Origin of the sequence: Treponema primitia ZAS-2, from assembly GCF_000214375.1 — a bacterium.
Classification (GTDB): domain Bacteria; phylum Spirochaetota; class Spirochaetia; order Treponematales; family Breznakiellaceae; genus Termitinema; species Termitinema primitia.
In genome coordinates, this window is the sequence record NC_015578.1 from 111,700 (window position 1) to 127,306 (window position 15,607).

A 15,607-nucleotide genomic window follows, 5' to 3' on the forward strand; every position below is an offset into this window, starting at 1 on the left:
GGAAGACTGGTAATGGTTCGGGGTGAAATCTGGTGGACGGAATTGCCGCCGCCCAGGGGATCGGAGCCGGCAAAACGGCGGCCTGTTCTGGTTATCCAGGGGGACACCTATAACCGCAGCGCCCTTAGTACGGTAATTTGCGCAGTCCTTACTTCAAACCTGGAACTTGCCAAGGCGCCCCCAAATTTTCTATTGGAGAAGGCTGTTTCCGGTCTGGAAAAAACATCTGCTATTAATTTTTCCCAGATTTTCACGATTGATAAATCCTATCTTTTAGAACAGGTTTCCATGCTTCCCAAAAGTGTTATGGAAAAAATCAATGCGGGGATAAAGCAGATATTTGAACTTCCGGAATAAGAGCTGTTTACCTTAACAGCCGAACAGAATTGCTGTCAGGGATATTTTTTCTTAAACCCCTGTACCCGGGCGGAAGCAACCACATTTAGCGGCGAGCGATCCCCCCGGGCGAGGTATTGATAGCCGATGCCGGCGATCATGGCGCCGTTGTCCCCGCAGAATTCCAGAGGCGGGAAGATGCAGCGCAGCTCGGTCTTTTCTGCGAGCCGCGCCCGGAGCAGGGAGTTTGCCGCCACCCCGCCGCCGGCTACGATGGTGGTCAACCCCGTGTCCTCAGCGGCCCGGAGGAGGCTGCGGAGTAGTATTTCTACCGCAGTTTTCTGGAACGAGGCGGCGATATCTTCGGGCCGCGAGGCGGGGGTCGCGCCGTCCGGGGCTGATGCGGCTTTGGAATTGCGGAACTGGTTCAACTGGTTAATCACCGCGGTTTTGAGTCCCGAGTAGGAGAGGTCGTAGGGGTGGTCCCCCTTGTGGAGGCTGGGCATGGGGAAATGGAAGGCATCGGGATTCCCGGTTTTTGCGAGCCGGTCGATGTAGGCACCCCCGGGGTAGCCGAAGCCGTAGTATTTGGACACCTTGTCAAAGGCTTCACCCACCGCATCGTCGATGGTGGTCCCCAGGACGGTGATGTCGTCAAAATTCTCTACCCTGCAAATGATGCTGTGCCCGCCTGAAACCAGGAGTCCTAAAAAGGGGTAATCAACTTGCTGCACTGTTTCCCCGGTTAAAGAAAGACGGGGGGCGTAGAGGTGGGCTAGCATATGGTTTATGGCGATAAAGGGGAGCTTCCGCGCCCAGGCAAAGGCTTTGGCAAAACTGAGGCCCACCAGGAGGGACCCCAGCAGCCCCGGGTGGGCGGTGGCGGCAACCCCATCAATGTCTGCGGGGCTGAGGCTTGCCTTTTCCAGGGCTTCCTGCACTACCCCGTAGATCCATTCGGTATGCATACGGCTGGCTATTTCCGGGACCACCCCGTTGTACTTGGCGTGAAAAGGGATCTGGGTGGCTACCACATTGGAGAGTACCCGTTCCCCATCCTCCACTACCGCTGCGGCGCATTCGTCACAGGAGGATTCAATACCAAGAACCTTCATCACCGATTCCCATCACGAGCCGGGAAATGGTTGTCAGGGAGAAGCCCCTTTCTACCAGCTCCGGGTACAGTTCCATCAGGGTGGAGGCAAGTTCCTGGGACCAGGTATGGCCGATCAAAACCGCGCTTCCTTTTTGCTCCGCTTTTTTCATTCCCTCTTCCATTGACCGGATCATAGCCGCCTTTTCCTGTATGTTGTCAATAAACACGTCCCGTTCTCCTATTTTTATGCCCATCTGCTTTGCCAACCCAGGCGCGGCGGTATTTGCGGTGGTCTTTGAATCTAAAAAATATATGCCATATTCACGGCAGATGGCAAGTACGGTTTCCATTGCCTCCGGGTCCAGGGAAACCTTGGAGCCCTGATGGTTGTTCATCCCCGCAATAGGCCCAATTTCAGCGATGTTTTTTTCAATAATAGCCCGTATCTCCCGGGGGTTCATGCCGCTGTAGATAGCCCCGGGGCCCGGGTCCTGGCCTCCCAGGGCTTCCATGGGCTGGTGGAGAAAAACCTCCTTCCCCGCCGCCCGGATGCGCAGAGCCGCTTCGGCAGAATGGGGCAGCCCCGGCAGCACCGCGATGGTCAGGGCACCGGGAAACCGCAGAAAGGGGTCCAGCTCCCAAAGGTTGTTCCCGGCATCATCGATCACGAAAGCCAGGGTTCCCAGGTGCACCGGCGCAGGTCTTGAGGGAGCGGCGGAAGGGGTGAGCGGCGCCGCAGGAAGCGCCGGTTCTGCGGGAGACTTCGACGGAAGCACCGGCGCCGGATTGAACGGCGAGGGCGCCTCCGGGTTGTGGCTGTCAGGCGCCGCCGGCGGAGATTGCCGGGGCAGAGTAGGAGTATCCGCCGTAGGATTCCGCGGCCTGGTTTGGAGCGCTACAGGGTTGGTCAGTAATAGGATGAGAAAAACCAGCCCCGCAGCAGCGATAATAGCCGCCGCTGCCAGGATTGCAGAGAGGCTGGATTTTTTAGCTTTCTTTTTTCGAGCTGTGCTGCGGGAATTGCCCCGGGGTTCCCGTGTTTTTTTTCGCCCGGATTTTGTTGATTGTTTTCGCTTAGCCGGCCCAGGCTTTCTAGGAATTTTCCCCACAAACCAGAAGATACTCCTTAATAGGCGCCTAGGTCAACGCATATTAACCAATCCAGTTTACCCAGAACAATGTATAACAATAGTTTTACGGTAGATATACAGGGATAGAGGCAGGGGCGGGAGGGGAATAGCCCTGCCCCCTGTCTCTGGAATTCCCTGCTGGAGGAGACCTACTGGGCTCCGCAAGCAGACTCTACAGGTTAGGGTCGGGGGGGGGGGGGGGGGGGGGAATTGCCTGCTCGACCCGGTCAGTAACCCAATATAGTCATCATAAACAGAATTGTTAATGCAAGCTATATTGCTTCCAGATACATACAAGTTTTCAATTCCTCCGCATGAGGCTGCATTTTTTTCAAGGCTCGCAGTTCAATTTGCCGCACAGTTTCTGTGGAGATGCCCATCTTATCGCCTATTGACTTGAGGGTAGGCCGTTCCCCGCCGTTGAGCTGGTAGCGATCCAGGAGTATGCTTTTTTCCCGGTCCTTGAGACGGTTCAGAAATCGGATAGTTTCGAGCCGGGAAGATTTTTTCATGAACGCCCGTTCGGGACTGTAGGTAAAATCCTCCTGAAGATCCGCCACGGTTATTGATTCATCGGTTCCGGCATCCATATCCAGGGAGATCAGACTACTGGTCATACGCAGGATGAATTCGATTTCCTCAACCGGAATTCCAATTTCTATTGCAAGATCATTACTGGTAGGCTTGTGCATCAGAGTCTGACTGAGGGAATGATAGGCCCGTTGGATTCTTTTCAGCAGCAGTTCCTTCCGGTGGGGCAACCGTATAGCCCGACGCTTGTTGGTCAGAGAACGGGTGATGGATTGGCGGATCCACCAGCAGGCATAGGTTGAGAAGCGAACCTGCTTCTTATGATCGTATTTTTCTGCCGCATGCATAAGTCCGAGGTTTCCTTCCTGAATGATATCCATGAAGGGCATATCCGAGGTCATATAGGAACGGGCGATTTTTACCACCAGTCGCAGATTGGCCTCAATAAGCCGGTTGCGGGCGGCGTCATCCCCTTGCTGTATTCTTTTTGATAATTCCAGCTCTTCTTCGAAACTCAAAAGGGGAATCCCTTTGATCTGATCAAAGTAGGTTTGTAACGCATTTTCAGATTGGCTGGTAAGTTGTTTCTTTTCCATAATAACCTCGCACTATATACAAGCATAAATCGTGCCAAGTAATTGTATTAATAAAAGAAAATTAGCTAATTCTTTCTACAATAAGGAATTAAATTTAACAGCAAATTTTTTTTAAGAAAAATTTTGCCTTTTTAGTATGAAATAACATACCTTTTAGCAATAATGGTGTATGAAAAATGTTACTCCAATTTATAAGCTTTGATTTTATTGATGATGGTTTTTCGGCTGATTCCCAGCAAAGAGGCTGCTCTGGTCCGGTTCCCCTCTGTGCTGGCAAGGGCATTTCGTATAGCTTCCCGTTCAACGCTTTCAAGGGAGGAAACGCCGTTCTCCGTTTCATTACCGTTATGGCTGTTTATCCGGATTTCACTGTCCCCAGGGTCTCCCTGCGGGGCCGGAACCCCGGTGTCATCGGTCTCGGCGGTATGTACCGGGCCTCTACCGGGGCGGCGTAGATCGATGTCCTTTGGGGTGATGGTTCCACCTTCACCGTAAATAAGGGCCCGTTCCAGGATGTTTTCCAATTCCCGCACATTGCCCGGAAAGGGGTAGCCCCGGAGTTTTTCTGTGGCCCCCTGGGAAAGAGCGGGAAGGTGGCGCCCCATGCGGGAACTGAGTTTTTTCAACAAGTATTCCGCCAGAAGAAGTATGTCTTCCGGATGTTCCCGCAGGGGCGGAATTGTCAGGCGGAATACGTTGAGTCGGTAATAGAGGTCTTCCCGAAAGTGGTTTTCCCGGACCAAGGTCTCAATATCCCGGTTGGTGGCGGAGATGATCCGGGCATTGACGGGGATGTCGTCGTTGCCACCCAGGCGGCGGATCTTCCGTTCCTGAAGCACCCGCAGGAGTTTGACCTGGAGGGGCATGGGCATTTCGCCCACCTCGTCCAGGAAGAGGGTGCCCCTGCCGGCAAGCTCAAAGAGGCCTTGTTTCCTGGCGGCGGCCCCGGTAAAGGCGCCCTTTTCGTGACCGAAAAGCTCGCTCTCCATGAGCCCCTCGTGGATGCCGCCTATGTTTACCGCCGCAAAGGGCTCCGGGGCATAGCCGCTGCGCCGGTGTATCTCCCGGGCAGCCACCTCCTTGCCGGAGCCACTTTCACCGGTGATCAGCACCGTAACGTCCGAGACGGCGATCTTATCTATTTGGGCGGATAGTTCCCGCATTGCCGGGCTGTTTCCAATCAGGGAATTTTCCCCGGCTCCGGCGCGATCCTCCGTTTCCTGGCGGTTTTCCCGGCGCTTGTTTTCAACCAGCTGCCGGAGTTTGATAATCAGCTCCGCAGGATCAAAGGGCTTTACCAGGTAGTCCCTGGCCCCGGATTTCAGGGCCGTCACTGCATCGGCGATCTGCCCGTGGGCGGAGATCATGATCACCGGGGAGAGTATGCCCCGGCTCTGGATCCATGCAAGCACTTCCTGGCCGCTCATCCCAGGCAGCTTGAGGTCCAGGATTACCGCGTCAAAGGCTTCCCGTTCCAGGCAGCGGAGCGCCGATTCTCCGGTTTCCGCGGCGGTTGAATCTATTTGTTCAAGGTTTAAATATTTTTTCAGGGACTCCCGGATGTTCCGTTCATCGTCTACTATTAATACTTTCATGATGCCCTCTCTGTTGTTTGTTCTTTGTATTCTTTCAGGGTAACCGAAACTACGGTTCCGCCCCCTTCCCGGTTTTCAACTTTGATGGTCCCCCCGGCGGCTTCCACAAAGCGCTTGCTGATGGAAAGGCCGATGCCGGTGCCGGTACTTTTACTGGTAAAAAATGGATCGAACACCCGTTCCAGATCCTTCTCTGCTATGCCGCCGCCCCGGTCATAGATACTGATGGTCAGGCTGGTTTCACCGCTGGAATTGCCTTCGCCGATCCGCGTTATAGAAGCGGTGATAGCCGCATCGGGGCTTCCGCTTTCCAGGGCGTTTCTGAGTATATTTTCAAAGACCGAACGGGCCCTTTCACTGTCCATAAGGACAAACCCATTCTGAACAGAATTTTCATCAATACTATTTCTGCCCAGGAGTCTGATTGATATTTCACTAAGCACAGTAACACTATTTATTGGTACAGGATGCCCTTCGGCTTCCCGGAGATAATCATTGATGCGGTAGCTCAGGGCGGAAAGGCGGTCAATTTCTTCGTTGATAATTCCCAGTTCTTCCTTCCCCTTGTCGGGGAATATTTTTGTCAGTATTCCTGTTTGGAGTCGGATGGAGAGGAGGGGATTTTTTATTTCGTGGGCCAGGGTGCTTGCGGCGGTTCCCAGGACTACCAGATTCTGCTGGGCTTCGATACGGTCCCGGTATTCCCGGTTGCGGAGGTACAGCCCCCGGACAAAGAAAATTAGCGCCAAAAGGGCCAGTTCGGTAAGGGGAAAGAATACTGCGGTCAGTGTCCGGTTTCGCCAGTAGGCTTTGTGGTCTATATCAATGTAGATGTACTTGCTCCGGGCAAGGTAGTTGAAGAAACCTGGCAAAGGCTGGGGGATTTTTTCGCGGTGGTCATTACGGTTCTTGTTCGTTTCCTGGTTGCGCGGGGGAGGCTGGGGGGCGGGCATCCACCCGGTTTGGAGTATGAATTTTACCCGGGACCCCCGTTTGTCCGGAATGGTGTAGCGGCCGTTTTTGACGGCCCTCAGATTCTGCAGCCCGCTTTCATCAAACACCGGGGGTACTGTCCCCCAGTAATAGGACAGGGTGAGATCTTCCCCATAAATACCAAACCCGGCGATCCGTTCCATAAGAACCGGGGAAGACTCAATGGCGGAACCAAAATCGTCATAGGTTCTGAGGCTGGTAAAGAGCAGGTTAAAGAGCTGCTCATTATCGTTGTCCCGAATAAGCCGGGCCCGGTCCCGCATCCCCAGGATGATAAAAACCGTGAGAGCCGAAAAGAGGGCCCAGCAAAGCAAGGCTGCTATAAAGGAGGATGTCCGTTGAGAAATTTTCATGTATTTTGTCCCCTTCCTTTCATTATATCGGCGCCGCCTGGATGTCCAGGGTAGTTTTCCCGGTTTTCTACTCCTGGTATATATTAAGCAAGAATCATGCCAAGGACAGGGACGGGCTAAAACAGGCGGGTATAGTACTCCGGACACCGTGTTTATTCGTCATCGTGGAGCGGAACTGTATAAAATTTACCCATTCCTGGTCAACAATATATAATATTTACGCAGTCCGGTGTACTCTTCCAGTAAAATTTCGTGCCCCGTCGGTCTATGCTGGAACGATGACCGGAATATGCACAAGCTGTTCTGATGTGGCACGGTTTTTGCTATATATAAGCGTGGAGGCTTATATGAAACGAATGATTAGTATGTTGGCGGTGATGTTCTGCCTTGCCGGAACCCTTTTTGCCCAAAATCAGGGACCCCGTGGCGCGGGTAGCCGGGAAGCGCCTGTAACTCTTACGGTCAGTGGAACCCTGGAACTTATTAATGGGAATATCGGCCTGAAAGAGGGGGATACCACCTATTATGTATTCGGCCTGGACAGGCTTATCGGTTTTGTGGACGGATTAAAGGAAGGTGCGGCAGTAACCCTGGAAGGAAGGGCTTTCCCCGCTCCCCGGCAGCCGAATTTCAAGGTTTTGGCGGTTTCCAAGCTTAGTTTTAACGGGAAAGACTATGAGGGGTTGGCCCCATTTTTCGGGGAGTTCGGTCCCGGTTTCGGTCCGGGGACTATGCCCCAGGGGGATACACGCAATTGGGGTTCATCGAACAGGAGACCATCGACTCGGAGCCGGAGAGAAGGCTGGGGACAGCCCTGGAATCGTTCGGGACCGCATCACCGGAACTGAGTAGAATTTATACAAAGGCGATAGAAGGCGTGTAATTATTGCACGTCTTCTATCACCAACTTTTGTCATCATCCCTTATCTTCCCAATTTCCCCATTATGGTATATATTCACCAAGACAAGGAAGATCGCATGCAAGATAATCTGGCCCAGATACCGGGCAGAATTAAGGAACTTCGGGAAATCATGGAAATTAGCGCCATGGACATGGCTGCGGACATTGATGTTCCCTATGAGACCTATTCCCGGTACGAATCCGGGGAATTGGACATCCCCATCAGTGTTCTCTATAAAGTGGCCAACCGCCTGGAGACAGATACCACGGTGCTTCTGACCGGGGAGGACCCCAGAATGGACACCGCCGGAGTATGCAGGGCCGGGAAGGGCGTCCAAATAGAGCGGTATCCGGGGTATGAGTTTTCAAGCCTGGCCTATAATTTCAAAGGCCGGACCATGGAACCCCTCCTGGTGTCCCTAGACCCCAACAAGAAGACTGCCGCGCCGGTAACCCATTCCGGACAGGAGTTCAACTATGTGCTTGAAGGGGTAGTTAAGGTAACGGTCAATAAACGAGAGTACCTCCTGGAAGCGGGGGACTCCATCTACTTTAACGCCCTGCTTCCCCACGCCCAGAGCGCGGTTAAGGTTCCCTCAAAATTTATTACAATTATACAGGAATGATATGAACGAGATACTGTCCAAATATTGTCCCCGGATAGAATTTGAAAGCTATGAGGATTTCTATCGGAATTATACCTGCCGGGTCCCGGAAAATTTTAACTTCGCCTACGATGTGGTTGATGAATGGGCGCGGATTAAACCGGATAAGACGGCCCTAGTCTGGACCAACGATGCGGGAGATATGGCGTCCTTTACCTTTGCTGATATGAAGCGCCTGAGCGATAAGGCCGCCAATGTCCTTCTTGCCCAGGGCATCGTAAAAGGTGATGTGGTCATGCTCATCCTCAAGCAGCGCCCCGAGGTATGGGTACTGATGATCGCCCTGATGAAGATCGGCGCGGTCTGTATCCCCGGCACCTATCAGCTTACCCAAAAGGATATTGTATACCGCTGTAATATTGCCGAGGTTAAGTTACTGATACATGTGGACGATCCGGATCTGCTTAAAAACATCAAGGGCGCTTTGCCGGAATGTACTTTCCTTAAAAAAACCGCCGTGGTGGGGACCCAAATCCCAGAAGGTTGTATTGATATGCGGGCGGAGATCGACAAGGCCTCCGCAGAGTTTACCCGACCCACAGGTTCCGCAGGGACCCAAAACACGGACCATATGCTGATCTACTTTTCCTCGGGAACCACCGGGATGCCCAAGATGGTACTCCACAACTACACCCTTCCCTTGGGGCATATCGTTACTGCCAAGTACTGGCAATGCGTGGAGGATGATGGGATACATTTGACCCAGACCGATTCGGGGTGGGCCAAATTCGCCTGGGGCAAGATCTACGGTCAGTGGATCTGCGGCGCGGCCATAGGCGCCTACGATACGGAGAAGTTTACCCCCCAGGGCATACTCGCCGCTCTGGGCCGTCTGCGCCCGCTTACCTTTTGCGCCACCGCCACGATTTTCCGGTTCCTCATCAAGGAGGATCTTTCGGGGAATGATTTTAGCTATATCAAACACGCCTCCGTTGCCGGAGAACCCCTAAGCCCCGAGGTGTACCACAAGCTTAAGGAACTTACGGGCATGGAACTTAGGGAAGGGTTCGGCCAGTCGGAAACTTCGGTAATGGCCGCCACATTCAAGTGGCTGCCGGTAAAACCCGGTTCCATGGGGAAGCCCTCGCCCCTTTTCGGCCTCAACCTGCTGGACGAAAACGGAAAGCCCTGCGACGACGGCATCGTCGGGAATATCAGTATTACTAACGGCGGGGATAATCCGCCGCCGGGATTGTTTACCGGCTATTGGAAGGACGAGGAGATCACCCGGAACTGCTGGTACGACGGGGTCTACCACACCGGGGACATGGCCTGGCATGACGGCGACGGCTACTACTGGTTCGTGGGCAGGAACGACGATGTGATAAAATGCTCCGGGTACCGTATCGGGCCCTTTGAAGTGGAAAGCGCCCTGATGGAACACCCCTCGGTGCTGGAATGCGCGGTCACCGCCGCTCCGGACCCTAACAGGGGCCAGGTGGTTAAGGCCACCATCGTGTTAGCCCGGGGCTTTACCGGGTCGGATGAACTAAAGCGGGAACTGCAAAACCATGTAAAACGGGTTACTGCTCCCTACAAGTACCCCCGGATTGTGGAATTTGTTGATGAACTGCCAAAAACCGTCAGCGGGAAGATCCAGCGGAACATGATACGGAAGAAGGATGCATCGGAATTTCCCTCGTCGGAACCCACACAGTCTCCGGCAAAGGGTTAAATCCCGGTGCAGTATCTGTATGAAACCCACCTACACACGGTTCAATCCAGTTCCTGCGGAGAATCTGATGGCCGCTCCTATATCCGGGGATATAAGGATTTGGGTTATACCGGCATTATCGTGACGGATCATTTTTTTAACGGGAACAGCGCCATCAACCGTCATCTTCCCTGGCGGGAATGGGTAAACCGTTTCTGCCAGGGCTATGAGGATACCCTGGATGAAGGGGAAAAACAGGGGCTTGATGTATTTTTCGGCTGGGAAGAAACTTTTGAAGGGGATGATTACCTTATCTACGGACTGGATAAGGATTGGCTCCTGGATCATCCTGAAGCGGCCCGCTGGACCCGGCTGGAACAGTTTAACGAAGTACGCCGATACGGCGGCTGCGTGGTTCAGGCCCATCCCTTCCGGCATGTGTACTATATTGATACTGTTCATTTATCTACCGGCTGTGTAGACGCCGTGGAGGCCGCCAATGCCGGTAATGCCTCCCCTGCCTACGATGCCGCAGCCAAACGTTACGCCGGGAAACTGGGCCTCCCGGTTACCGCCGGATCGGATATCCATAACTGCAAGCAAATCAAAGCCGGTCAAATTTTCGGGGTTTATCTGGATAAAAAACTGGATACTATCCAGGATTATGTAAGGGCAATTAGGGAGCATACCATAACAGGATTACGGATACCCCAGGGGCGTTGTGATTTTTTTAATAAAAAAGACATCACCCTCCCGGTGGATATCCGGGATGCCGACGACCGGAGCACCAGGCAGAGTCTATGGGATTTTCTGGAACGGTAAATTCCTACCGTCCCTTGTCTGTTCAACCCAGTTGCTTTGACCGCTTGTAGGCCGCTTCCACGGCGTTTATCACTGTGCCCCGGAACCTGCCGTTTTCCAGGGCGGCTACTCCGGCTATGGTGGTCCCAGCGGGGGAGGTTACCATGTCCTTGAGTTCCCCCGGATGTTTGCCCGTTTCCTTAACCATGGCGGCAGCGCCCAGAACCGTCTGGGCGGCATAGCGCAGGGCCTTGTCCCGGGGCAGCCCGGCCTGAACCCCACCATCCGCCAGGGCTTCAATGAACAGGTACACGAAGGCCGGCCCGGAACCGGAGAGGCCGGTTACCGCATCCATATAACTTTCATCAATACGATCCACAATTCCTGTGGAACTGAGTAAGCGTTCCAGTTCCGCCAGGGTTTCCTCCGGGACCTGGGGTGAAGCGGCCATGGCGATGACCCCCTGGGAGATAAGGGCTGGGGTATTTGGCATGATCCGCACCACCGGCACAGGTTTGGTCAGCGCCGGATTTGCCTCGGCCCAGTCGGGGCCCATGAGTTTGGCCGTGCTGCCCACATCCAGGAGGATCTGGATTTTCCTGATGGTCCATCCCGCAGCCATGGAGACCAGGATCGCCGGCTTCTTCTCCTCGATCCGCATTTGCAAAGCCGGGGCAATCTCTTCCAGAACCGTCCCTAGCACCTGGGGCTTTACGGCAAGAAAGACAAACTCCGCATCTTTAACCGCATCATAGTTGGAGGGGAACACCCTGGCCCCAATTTCATCCGCCAGGGCTTGGGCTTTTTCCTGATTCGGGTCGGTAAAGCTGATATTTTCGCCCCCGATGATTTTAACGGCCCCTTTCATCAGGGCGCTTCCCATATTGCCGCTGCCTATACAGGCGATAGTTATAGCCATGTTTGTTTCCTCAGTATTCAGGATAACTCTATTAAAACACAATTGCGGAATTTATTGAAGTATTTGCGAACTGGTTTTTACACCATGAATCCGATATTGCCAGGTTTTTCCTTTTCCAGCTGCTCTTCCTTGCAGAAGGAGATGATCTTTTCCATCTGGGGATTACTGCCGGAAAGGGCCTGTTCCATAACCCATTTTCTGGCAACGTTTTCTATCTGTCCACCTGAAAATTCAAAAAGGTCCGCAAGGATCTCCATATCCGGCTCTGAAAGTTCGGGGATCATGGAATGCCAGATAGAAAGGCGGTTTGGGCGATCCGGTTTGTGGAATTCAATCTTAAAGAGGAAGCGCCGTTCAAAGGCCTTGTCCAGATTGATGGTCATGTTGGTGGTGGCGATCAGGATGCCCTTCAGATCCTCCATTTCCTCAAGGATGATATTCTGCATAGAATTCCACATCCGCTCCACCGAGGGGTTATGGGGGGTAAGCTCCATACGTTTTGAGATAAGGCCGTCGGCTTCATTAAAGAGCAATATGGGCGCAGTTTTAGTATTTTTTACTACTGAGCGGTAGTGATCAAACTGATCCTTGATGTTTTTTTCGCTCTCCCCCACATAGGCGCCTATAATATGGGGAATATCGACCTTCATGATGTCCCGTTTTGTTTCCCGGGCAATCTGAAAAGCCGTTTCGGTCTTGCCGGTTCCGGGCCCGCCGGAAAAAAGGCAGACAAAGCCCGTCCGCATCTTCTTGTCGGCCAGCCGCTTGCAGACCGCCCGGTAGCTGTCTCCCTGGAGTATGGAACTGAGTTTGTTCACCTGCTCCGTCTCAGGGCCGTTATAGAACATTTTCCGGGACTGTATGGTCTTGTATCTGATGAGATCGTTTTCTTTCCGCCCGTCTCTCCGGTCCCGTTTTTGTTTAAGCTTCAGTTCGCCCAGGAGTTCCCGTTTAGCCTTGTCGGTAAGGCAGAAGGTGGCGCTGTCCGGAGAAGCGGGGGACGCATCTTCATCGGTGGTTTCCTTCCCGATCAACCGCTTTTTTATCAGCTTATGAGAACCATCCAAAAGGGACCGCAGCATTTTTTTGGAGGAGGCCTTTTCGTCATAGAGTTCCATAACCGGCTCTAGCCAGATGTTATCGTTGTTGTAATAGGCAAAGTTGTAACAAAAATATATGAGCAATGTCAGGTTTTCATCCGACAGGGCGTATTCTTTTATTTTTTGGGAAAAACGCAGATGTGGATTCTGATCAATCAGGGACTTTAATTCCACCGCAAGAAAGTTAAAGGTAAATTCTTCATTACTACGCTGATCAAAGAGGGTCTCCGCTATTACCAGCAATTCCGTCAGGGGAATATCCCGGTGTTCGGCGGGTTTAAAAGGTTCGCCCCGTATCAAAGCTTCCATGAGATCCTTCGGAACACTGATATAGGGCGACCCTTCGGTTCTGTGATAACGGATGAGTTTTTTACTTTCCAGCGCTTTAAGGTCATCCTGGTATTGGAAAAACTCCAATTTACCGCAGTTGATACCCGTGGCTAAATCGCTCATGGTGATACTGTGGTCATCATAGCGGACCAGGCACAGAGAGAACAGGGCTGCCTGAATCGGAGTGACGGCGAATTCCTGGATTACCGGTTCCAGATGGTCCTTGAGGGTCTCTAAACTATGCTCGTTCAAGCCTTCTTCAGCGATGTGTTCCGCCAGCTTAGTGATGTGTTTCAGTAAATGAATATTTCCTTTATCGCCGGGGTTATTTTTTTCCCTGGCTGACCGCGTTTTGCCGGAACCGGATGTCTTGGCGGAAGATGACGGAGGGCCGCCTGCAGCAAGTTCCGGCTCTGCTTTCTGGAGATTGTTTAAGTCCTGGGTCAATTCGGCCATTTTCTTTCCTTATATAATATAAACTAAGCGGAAATGGGGATAAAATCAACCCAAGAATACATTGTATGGGGCTTTCTAAGAGTGCAAGAAATACTCCCGGTGTAGGCATAGTTTCTGAGAAAAATGTAAAAGCGATGCTTGACAAAATCATATACTTTTGTTAAAATTGACAAAATTCGTCGTGGGACGTTAAACCTATTAAGGAGGTTTCTTTATGAAGAAACTTATCGCAGTGATGGCTCTTGTGGCTGTTTGTTTTTTTGCCGTTGGTTGTGCTTCAATAACCAGCCCTGTGGGTGCTACTACTAACCCGGTTGGTAGTAAAGTAGGACAAGCTTCCGGAAAAGTCTGGTTTGGTGCATTTGGACGTGCTGATGCCGGGATACAGGCAGCGGCAAGCAATGGTGGGATCAAAAACATTTCAACCATTGACTATACCACGAAGCTTGGTCTTCTTGGTCTCTGGGTTGAGTATGAGGCAACTGTAACAGGCGAATAAGCCCTTAGGCGCTGGGTGTTAGAATGTAATCATTGTAACACTCGGCCTTAAGAAGCCTAATATATGAAGAGACTCCTGCTCTTTTTAATCCCATTTTTTATTATGTCTTGTGTTTCGCGGCCTCAAATAAAACTATATAATTTAAATAGTGGTGTAAATATGTATTTTTTCCCTGCATCAACATGGGTTGGAAAAAATATAAAAATGGATATTGATTTTAATTTTAAAAATGATGCCAATATTGAAACTATTTGTAATATTAATATAAGCCAAAAGAGGAAATTACCCAGCGGGCTGTCTTCCATATCGTTAAATGCTGATTCTATTGACTATCCCTTGTATAATATAAAAATACTAACGGTTGATAGTAGATCGAATACAGTGAGAATAACATCTGCTTTGAACTATGATGATTTTCTAAAGATAATGAAATCAAAAAATATTTTTCTGCAAATAATTATTGACGATGTAAAATATGAATGTATTCCATCCGGCTCTTTTTTCATGCTACAGAGTGAATTTCAAAATAATTATTTTACGATTGAGACTATATTAAAATAACAAGAAGTTGTACTGCGAATAACCAACCACAAATACTAGTTCTGTTATGGACATCATGTAGTCAATAATGCGGCGGCCTCTGATTGGGGATTTCTTCAATATGCCGGGAAATAAACCGGATCCTCTCCTTTATGGCCGAGTTTTCTGTAATAAGCTTGTCCATGTCTGCGTTCCGACCCACAAGTTCTTCCTGGAGGCGGTTCAGAAAATCTTCCAGGTAGGCGAGTTTTGTTTCGATTTTATCAAGCCGGTCGCTAAGGTCCTCTGGCATAATGGCTTCCTTTTTATAATAACAGCTTATACCAAAAACGCCGTTCCCTGTTGGGTCCCTGCGGCTAGGGCTTCCAGCACTCGACACCCGCCCCCGTGGGCGAGAACGGTGGGGATACCGTAGGACGCTGCACGCTTGGCCGCTTCCAGCTTGGTGGCTATGCCCCCGGTGCCGAAGCTGTTGGCGCTGCCAATGGTGATGCTTTGCTTCACCGCCTCAATGTCCCGGACTTCGCCGATTAATTCCGCATCCGGGTGTTCCTTGGGATTCTTGTTGTAGAGCCCGTCGATGTCGCTGAAAAGCACCAGGAGGTCCGCGCTCCAGAGCACCGCAGACTGGGCCGCCAGGGTATCGTTGTCGCCGATTTTGATTTCTTCCACAGAAACGGTGTCATTTTCATTGATGATGGGGATTATCCCCTCATCCACCAGGGTAAAGAGGGTGTTCCGCATGTTGAGGGTCCGTATGGGGTCGTTGAAATCGTCCTGGGTCAGGAGTATCTGGGCAATGTGGATGTTGTATTTTTCAAAGGCCCGCTTCCAGGCGCCCATGAGTTCCACCTGGCCCACCGCGCAGAGGGCCTGCCGGTAATGGATGTCCCGTTTGCGGGCCCATTTGTCCATGGTGGAAAGCCCCGCCACCTGGGCGCCCGAGGAAACGATGGCGATCTGCTTGCCCTTTTTGATAAGATCCGCAGCCTGCCCGGCGAATTCATCCAGGAACACCGGATTGATCCGTCCTTCCTTGTCCGCCAGGGTGTTGGAGCCTAATTTGAAAACTACTTTCCGCGCATCGGCGATTAACTGGGGTATGCTCATAT

Annotated in this window: 16 protein-coding genes; 7 read left to right on the plus strand and 9 right to left on the minus strand. The window is 51.7% G+C overall.

All coding sequences use genetic code 11. From position 1 onward, the window contains the following. Positions 1-12: 12 nt before the first annotated feature. A complete protein-coding gene (locus TREPR_RS00515; protein ID WP_015706309.1) occupies positions 13-357 on the plus strand; it encodes a type II toxin-antitoxin system PemK/MazF family toxin in 345 nt (114 codons plus the stop codon). Between the two features lie 35 nt (positions 358-392). Here TREPR_RS00515 and tsaD read toward each other — a convergent pair whose 3' ends face one another. The 5 genes from tsaD to TREPR_RS00540 all read right to left on the minus strand — a co-directional run bounded on the left by tsaD (position 393) and on the right by TREPR_RS00540 (position 6,630). Then, positions 393-1,451, minus strand: coding sequence for a tRNA (adenosine(37)-N6)-threonylcarbamoyltransferase complex transferase subunit TsaD (gene tsaD / locus TREPR_RS00520; protein WP_015706310.1), 1,059 nt, complete (start codon positions 1,449-1,451; stop codon positions 393-395). Next, entirely contained in the window at positions 1,432-2,541 is a 1,110-nt protein-coding gene (locus TREPR_RS17710) for a divergent polysaccharide deacetylase family protein (protein ID WP_015706311.1), read from the minus strand. The genes tsaD and TREPR_RS17710 overlap by 20 nt, the downstream gene beginning before the upstream one ends. Before the next feature lie 293 nt (positions 2,542-2,834). Continuing rightward, positions 2,835-3,689: a sigma-70 family RNA polymerase sigma factor gene (locus TREPR_RS00530; RefSeq protein WP_015706312.1), complete on the minus strand. Its 855-nt coding sequence runs from the start codon at positions 3,687-3,689 to the stop codon at positions 2,835-2,837. A 179-nt stretch (positions 3,690-3,868) separates the two neighbouring features. Further along, the gene (locus TREPR_RS00535) at positions 3,869-5,284 is read right to left on the minus strand and encodes a sigma-54-dependent transcriptional regulator (protein WP_015706313.1); all 1,416 of its coding nucleotides are present in this window, start codon (positions 5,282-5,284) and stop codon (positions 3,869-3,871) included. Beyond that, complete coding sequence (locus TREPR_RS00540; protein WP_015706314.1) at positions 5,281-6,630, minus strand: sensor histidine kinase; 1,350 nt, start codon at positions 6,628-6,630, stop codon at positions 5,281-5,283. The genes TREPR_RS00535 and TREPR_RS00540 overlap by 4 nt, the downstream gene beginning before the upstream one ends. Before the next feature lie 347 nt (positions 6,631-6,977). Between TREPR_RS00540 and TREPR_RS00550 the strand changes: the two genes are divergently transcribed. The 4 genes from TREPR_RS00550 to TREPR_RS00565 all read left to right on the plus strand — a co-directional run bounded on the left by TREPR_RS00550 (position 6,978) and on the right by TREPR_RS00565 (position 10,672). Beyond that, positions 6,978-7,478 (plus strand): hypothetical protein, encoded by a 501-nt coding sequence (locus TREPR_RS00550; protein WP_015706316.1) that lies wholly within the window; start codon positions 6,978-6,980, stop codon positions 7,476-7,478. A gap of 130 nt (positions 7,479-7,608) precedes the next feature. Further along, on the plus strand, positions 7,609-8,157 hold the full coding sequence (locus tag TREPR_RS00555) for a helix-turn-helix domain-containing protein (protein WP_015706317.1): 549 nt from the start codon (positions 7,609-7,611) through the stop codon (positions 8,155-8,157). 1 nt (position 8,158) lies between these two features. After that, positions 8,159-9,871, plus strand: a complete 1,713-nt coding sequence (locus TREPR_RS00560; RefSeq protein WP_015706318.1) for an AMP-binding protein — start codon at positions 8,159-8,161, stop codon at positions 9,869-9,871. 6 nt (positions 9,872-9,877) lie between these two features. Continuing rightward, positions 9,878-10,672: a PHP-associated domain-containing protein gene (locus tag TREPR_RS00565; RefSeq protein WP_015706319.1), complete on the plus strand. Its 795-nt coding sequence runs from the start codon at positions 9,878-9,880 to the stop codon at positions 10,670-10,672. Between the two features lie 22 nt (positions 10,673-10,694). Here the strand turns inward: TREPR_RS00565 and proC are convergent, their stop codons facing one another. Together proC and TREPR_RS17715 are read right to left on the minus strand one after the other, a co-directional pair. Beyond that, the gene (proC, locus tag TREPR_RS00570) at positions 10,695-11,570 is read right to left on the minus strand and encodes a pyrroline-5-carboxylate reductase (protein WP_015706320.1); all 876 of its coding nucleotides are present in this window, start codon (positions 11,568-11,570) and stop codon (positions 10,695-10,697) included. A 77-nt stretch (positions 11,571-11,647) separates the two neighbouring features. Beyond that, complete coding sequence (locus TREPR_RS17715) at positions 11,648-13,456, minus strand: ATP-binding protein (protein ID WP_015706321.1); 1,809 nt, start codon at positions 13,454-13,456, stop codon at positions 11,648-11,650. Between the two features lie 214 nt (positions 13,457-13,670). Here TREPR_RS17715 and TREPR_RS00580 point away from each other — a divergent pair, with 214 nt between their 5' ends. Together TREPR_RS00580 and TREPR_RS00585 are read left to right on the plus strand one after the other, a co-directional pair. Continuing rightward, positions 13,671-13,955 carry a TRL domain-containing protein gene (locus tag TREPR_RS00580; RefSeq protein ID WP_041610951.1) on the plus strand — a complete coding sequence of 95 codons (285 nt, stop codon included), beginning with the start codon at positions 13,671-13,673 and terminating at the stop codon, positions 13,953-13,955. Positions 13,956-14,018: 63 nt separating this feature from the next. Next, positions 14,019-14,516 (plus strand): hypothetical protein, encoded by a 498-nt coding sequence (locus tag TREPR_RS00585; RefSeq protein WP_041610952.1) that lies wholly within the window; start codon positions 14,019-14,021, stop codon positions 14,514-14,516. A gap of 61 nt (positions 14,517-14,577) precedes the next feature. On the opposite strand, the gene TREPR_RS00590 is transcribed toward TREPR_RS00585, so the two are convergent. Further along, positions 14,578-14,787: a SlyX family protein gene (locus tag TREPR_RS00590; RefSeq protein WP_015706323.1), complete on the minus strand. Its 210-nt coding sequence runs from the start codon at positions 14,785-14,787 to the stop codon at positions 14,578-14,580. A 26-nt stretch (positions 14,788-14,813) separates the two neighbouring features. After that, positions 14,814-15,605, minus strand: a complete 792-nt coding sequence (gene proB / locus TREPR_RS00595; RefSeq protein ID WP_015706324.1) for a glutamate 5-kinase — start codon at positions 15,603-15,605, stop codon at positions 14,814-14,816. Between the last annotated feature and the right edge of the window lie 2 nt (positions 15,606-15,607).

Bases quoted from the DNA above. Each gene is read 5' to 3' on its own strand.
- TREPR_RS00530 (WP_015706312.1), bottom strand. From the start codon at position 3,689: ATGGAAAAGAAACAACTTACCAGCCAATCTGAAAATGCGTTACAAACC.
- TREPR_RS00555 (WP_015706317.1), top strand. From the start codon at position 7,609: ATGCAAGATAATCTGGCCCAGATACCGGGCAGAATTAAGGAACTTCGG.
- TREPR_RS17715 (WP_015706321.1), bottom strand. From the start codon at position 13,456: ATGGCCGAATTGACCCAGGACTTAAACAATCTCCAGAAAGCAGAGCCG.
- TREPR_RS00535 (WP_015706313.1), bottom strand. From the start codon at position 5,284: ATGAAAGTATTAATAGTAGACGATGAACGGAACATCCGGGAGTCCCTG.
- TREPR_RS00550 (WP_015706316.1), top strand. From the start codon at position 6,978: ATGAAACGAATGATTAGTATGTTGGCGGTGATGTTCTGCCTTGCCGGA.
- TREPR_RS00580 (WP_041610951.1), top strand. From the start codon at position 13,671: ATGAAGAAACTTATCGCAGTGATGGCTCTTGTGGCTGTTTGTTTTTTT.
- TREPR_RS00515 (WP_015706309.1), top strand. From the start codon at position 13: ATGGTTCGGGGTGAAATCTGGTGGACGGAATTGCCGCCGCCCAGGGGA.
- TREPR_RS00560 (WP_015706318.1), top strand. From the start codon at position 8,159: ATGAACGAGATACTGTCCAAATATTGTCCCCGGATAGAATTTGAAAGC.
- tsaD (WP_015706310.1), bottom strand. From the start codon at position 1,451: ATGAAGGTTCTTGGTATTGAATCCTCCTGTGACGAATGCGCCGCAGCG.
- proC (WP_015706320.1), bottom strand. From the start codon at position 11,570: ATGGCTATAACTATCGCCTGTATAGGCAGCGGCAATATGGGAAGCGCC.
- TREPR_RS00585 (WP_041610952.1), top strand. From the start codon at position 14,019: ATGAAGAGACTCCTGCTCTTTTTAATCCCATTTTTTATTATGTCTTGT.
- proB (WP_015706324.1), bottom strand. From the start codon at position 15,605: ATGAGCATACCCCAGTTAATCGCCGATGCGCGGAAAGTAGTTTTCAAA.
- TREPR_RS00590 (WP_015706323.1), bottom strand. From the start codon at position 14,787: ATGCCAGAGGACCTTAGCGACCGGCTTGATAAAATCGAAACAAAACTC.
- TREPR_RS00540 (WP_015706314.1), bottom strand. From the start codon at position 6,630: ATGAAAATTTCTCAACGGACATCCTCCTTTATAGCAGCCTTGCTTTGC.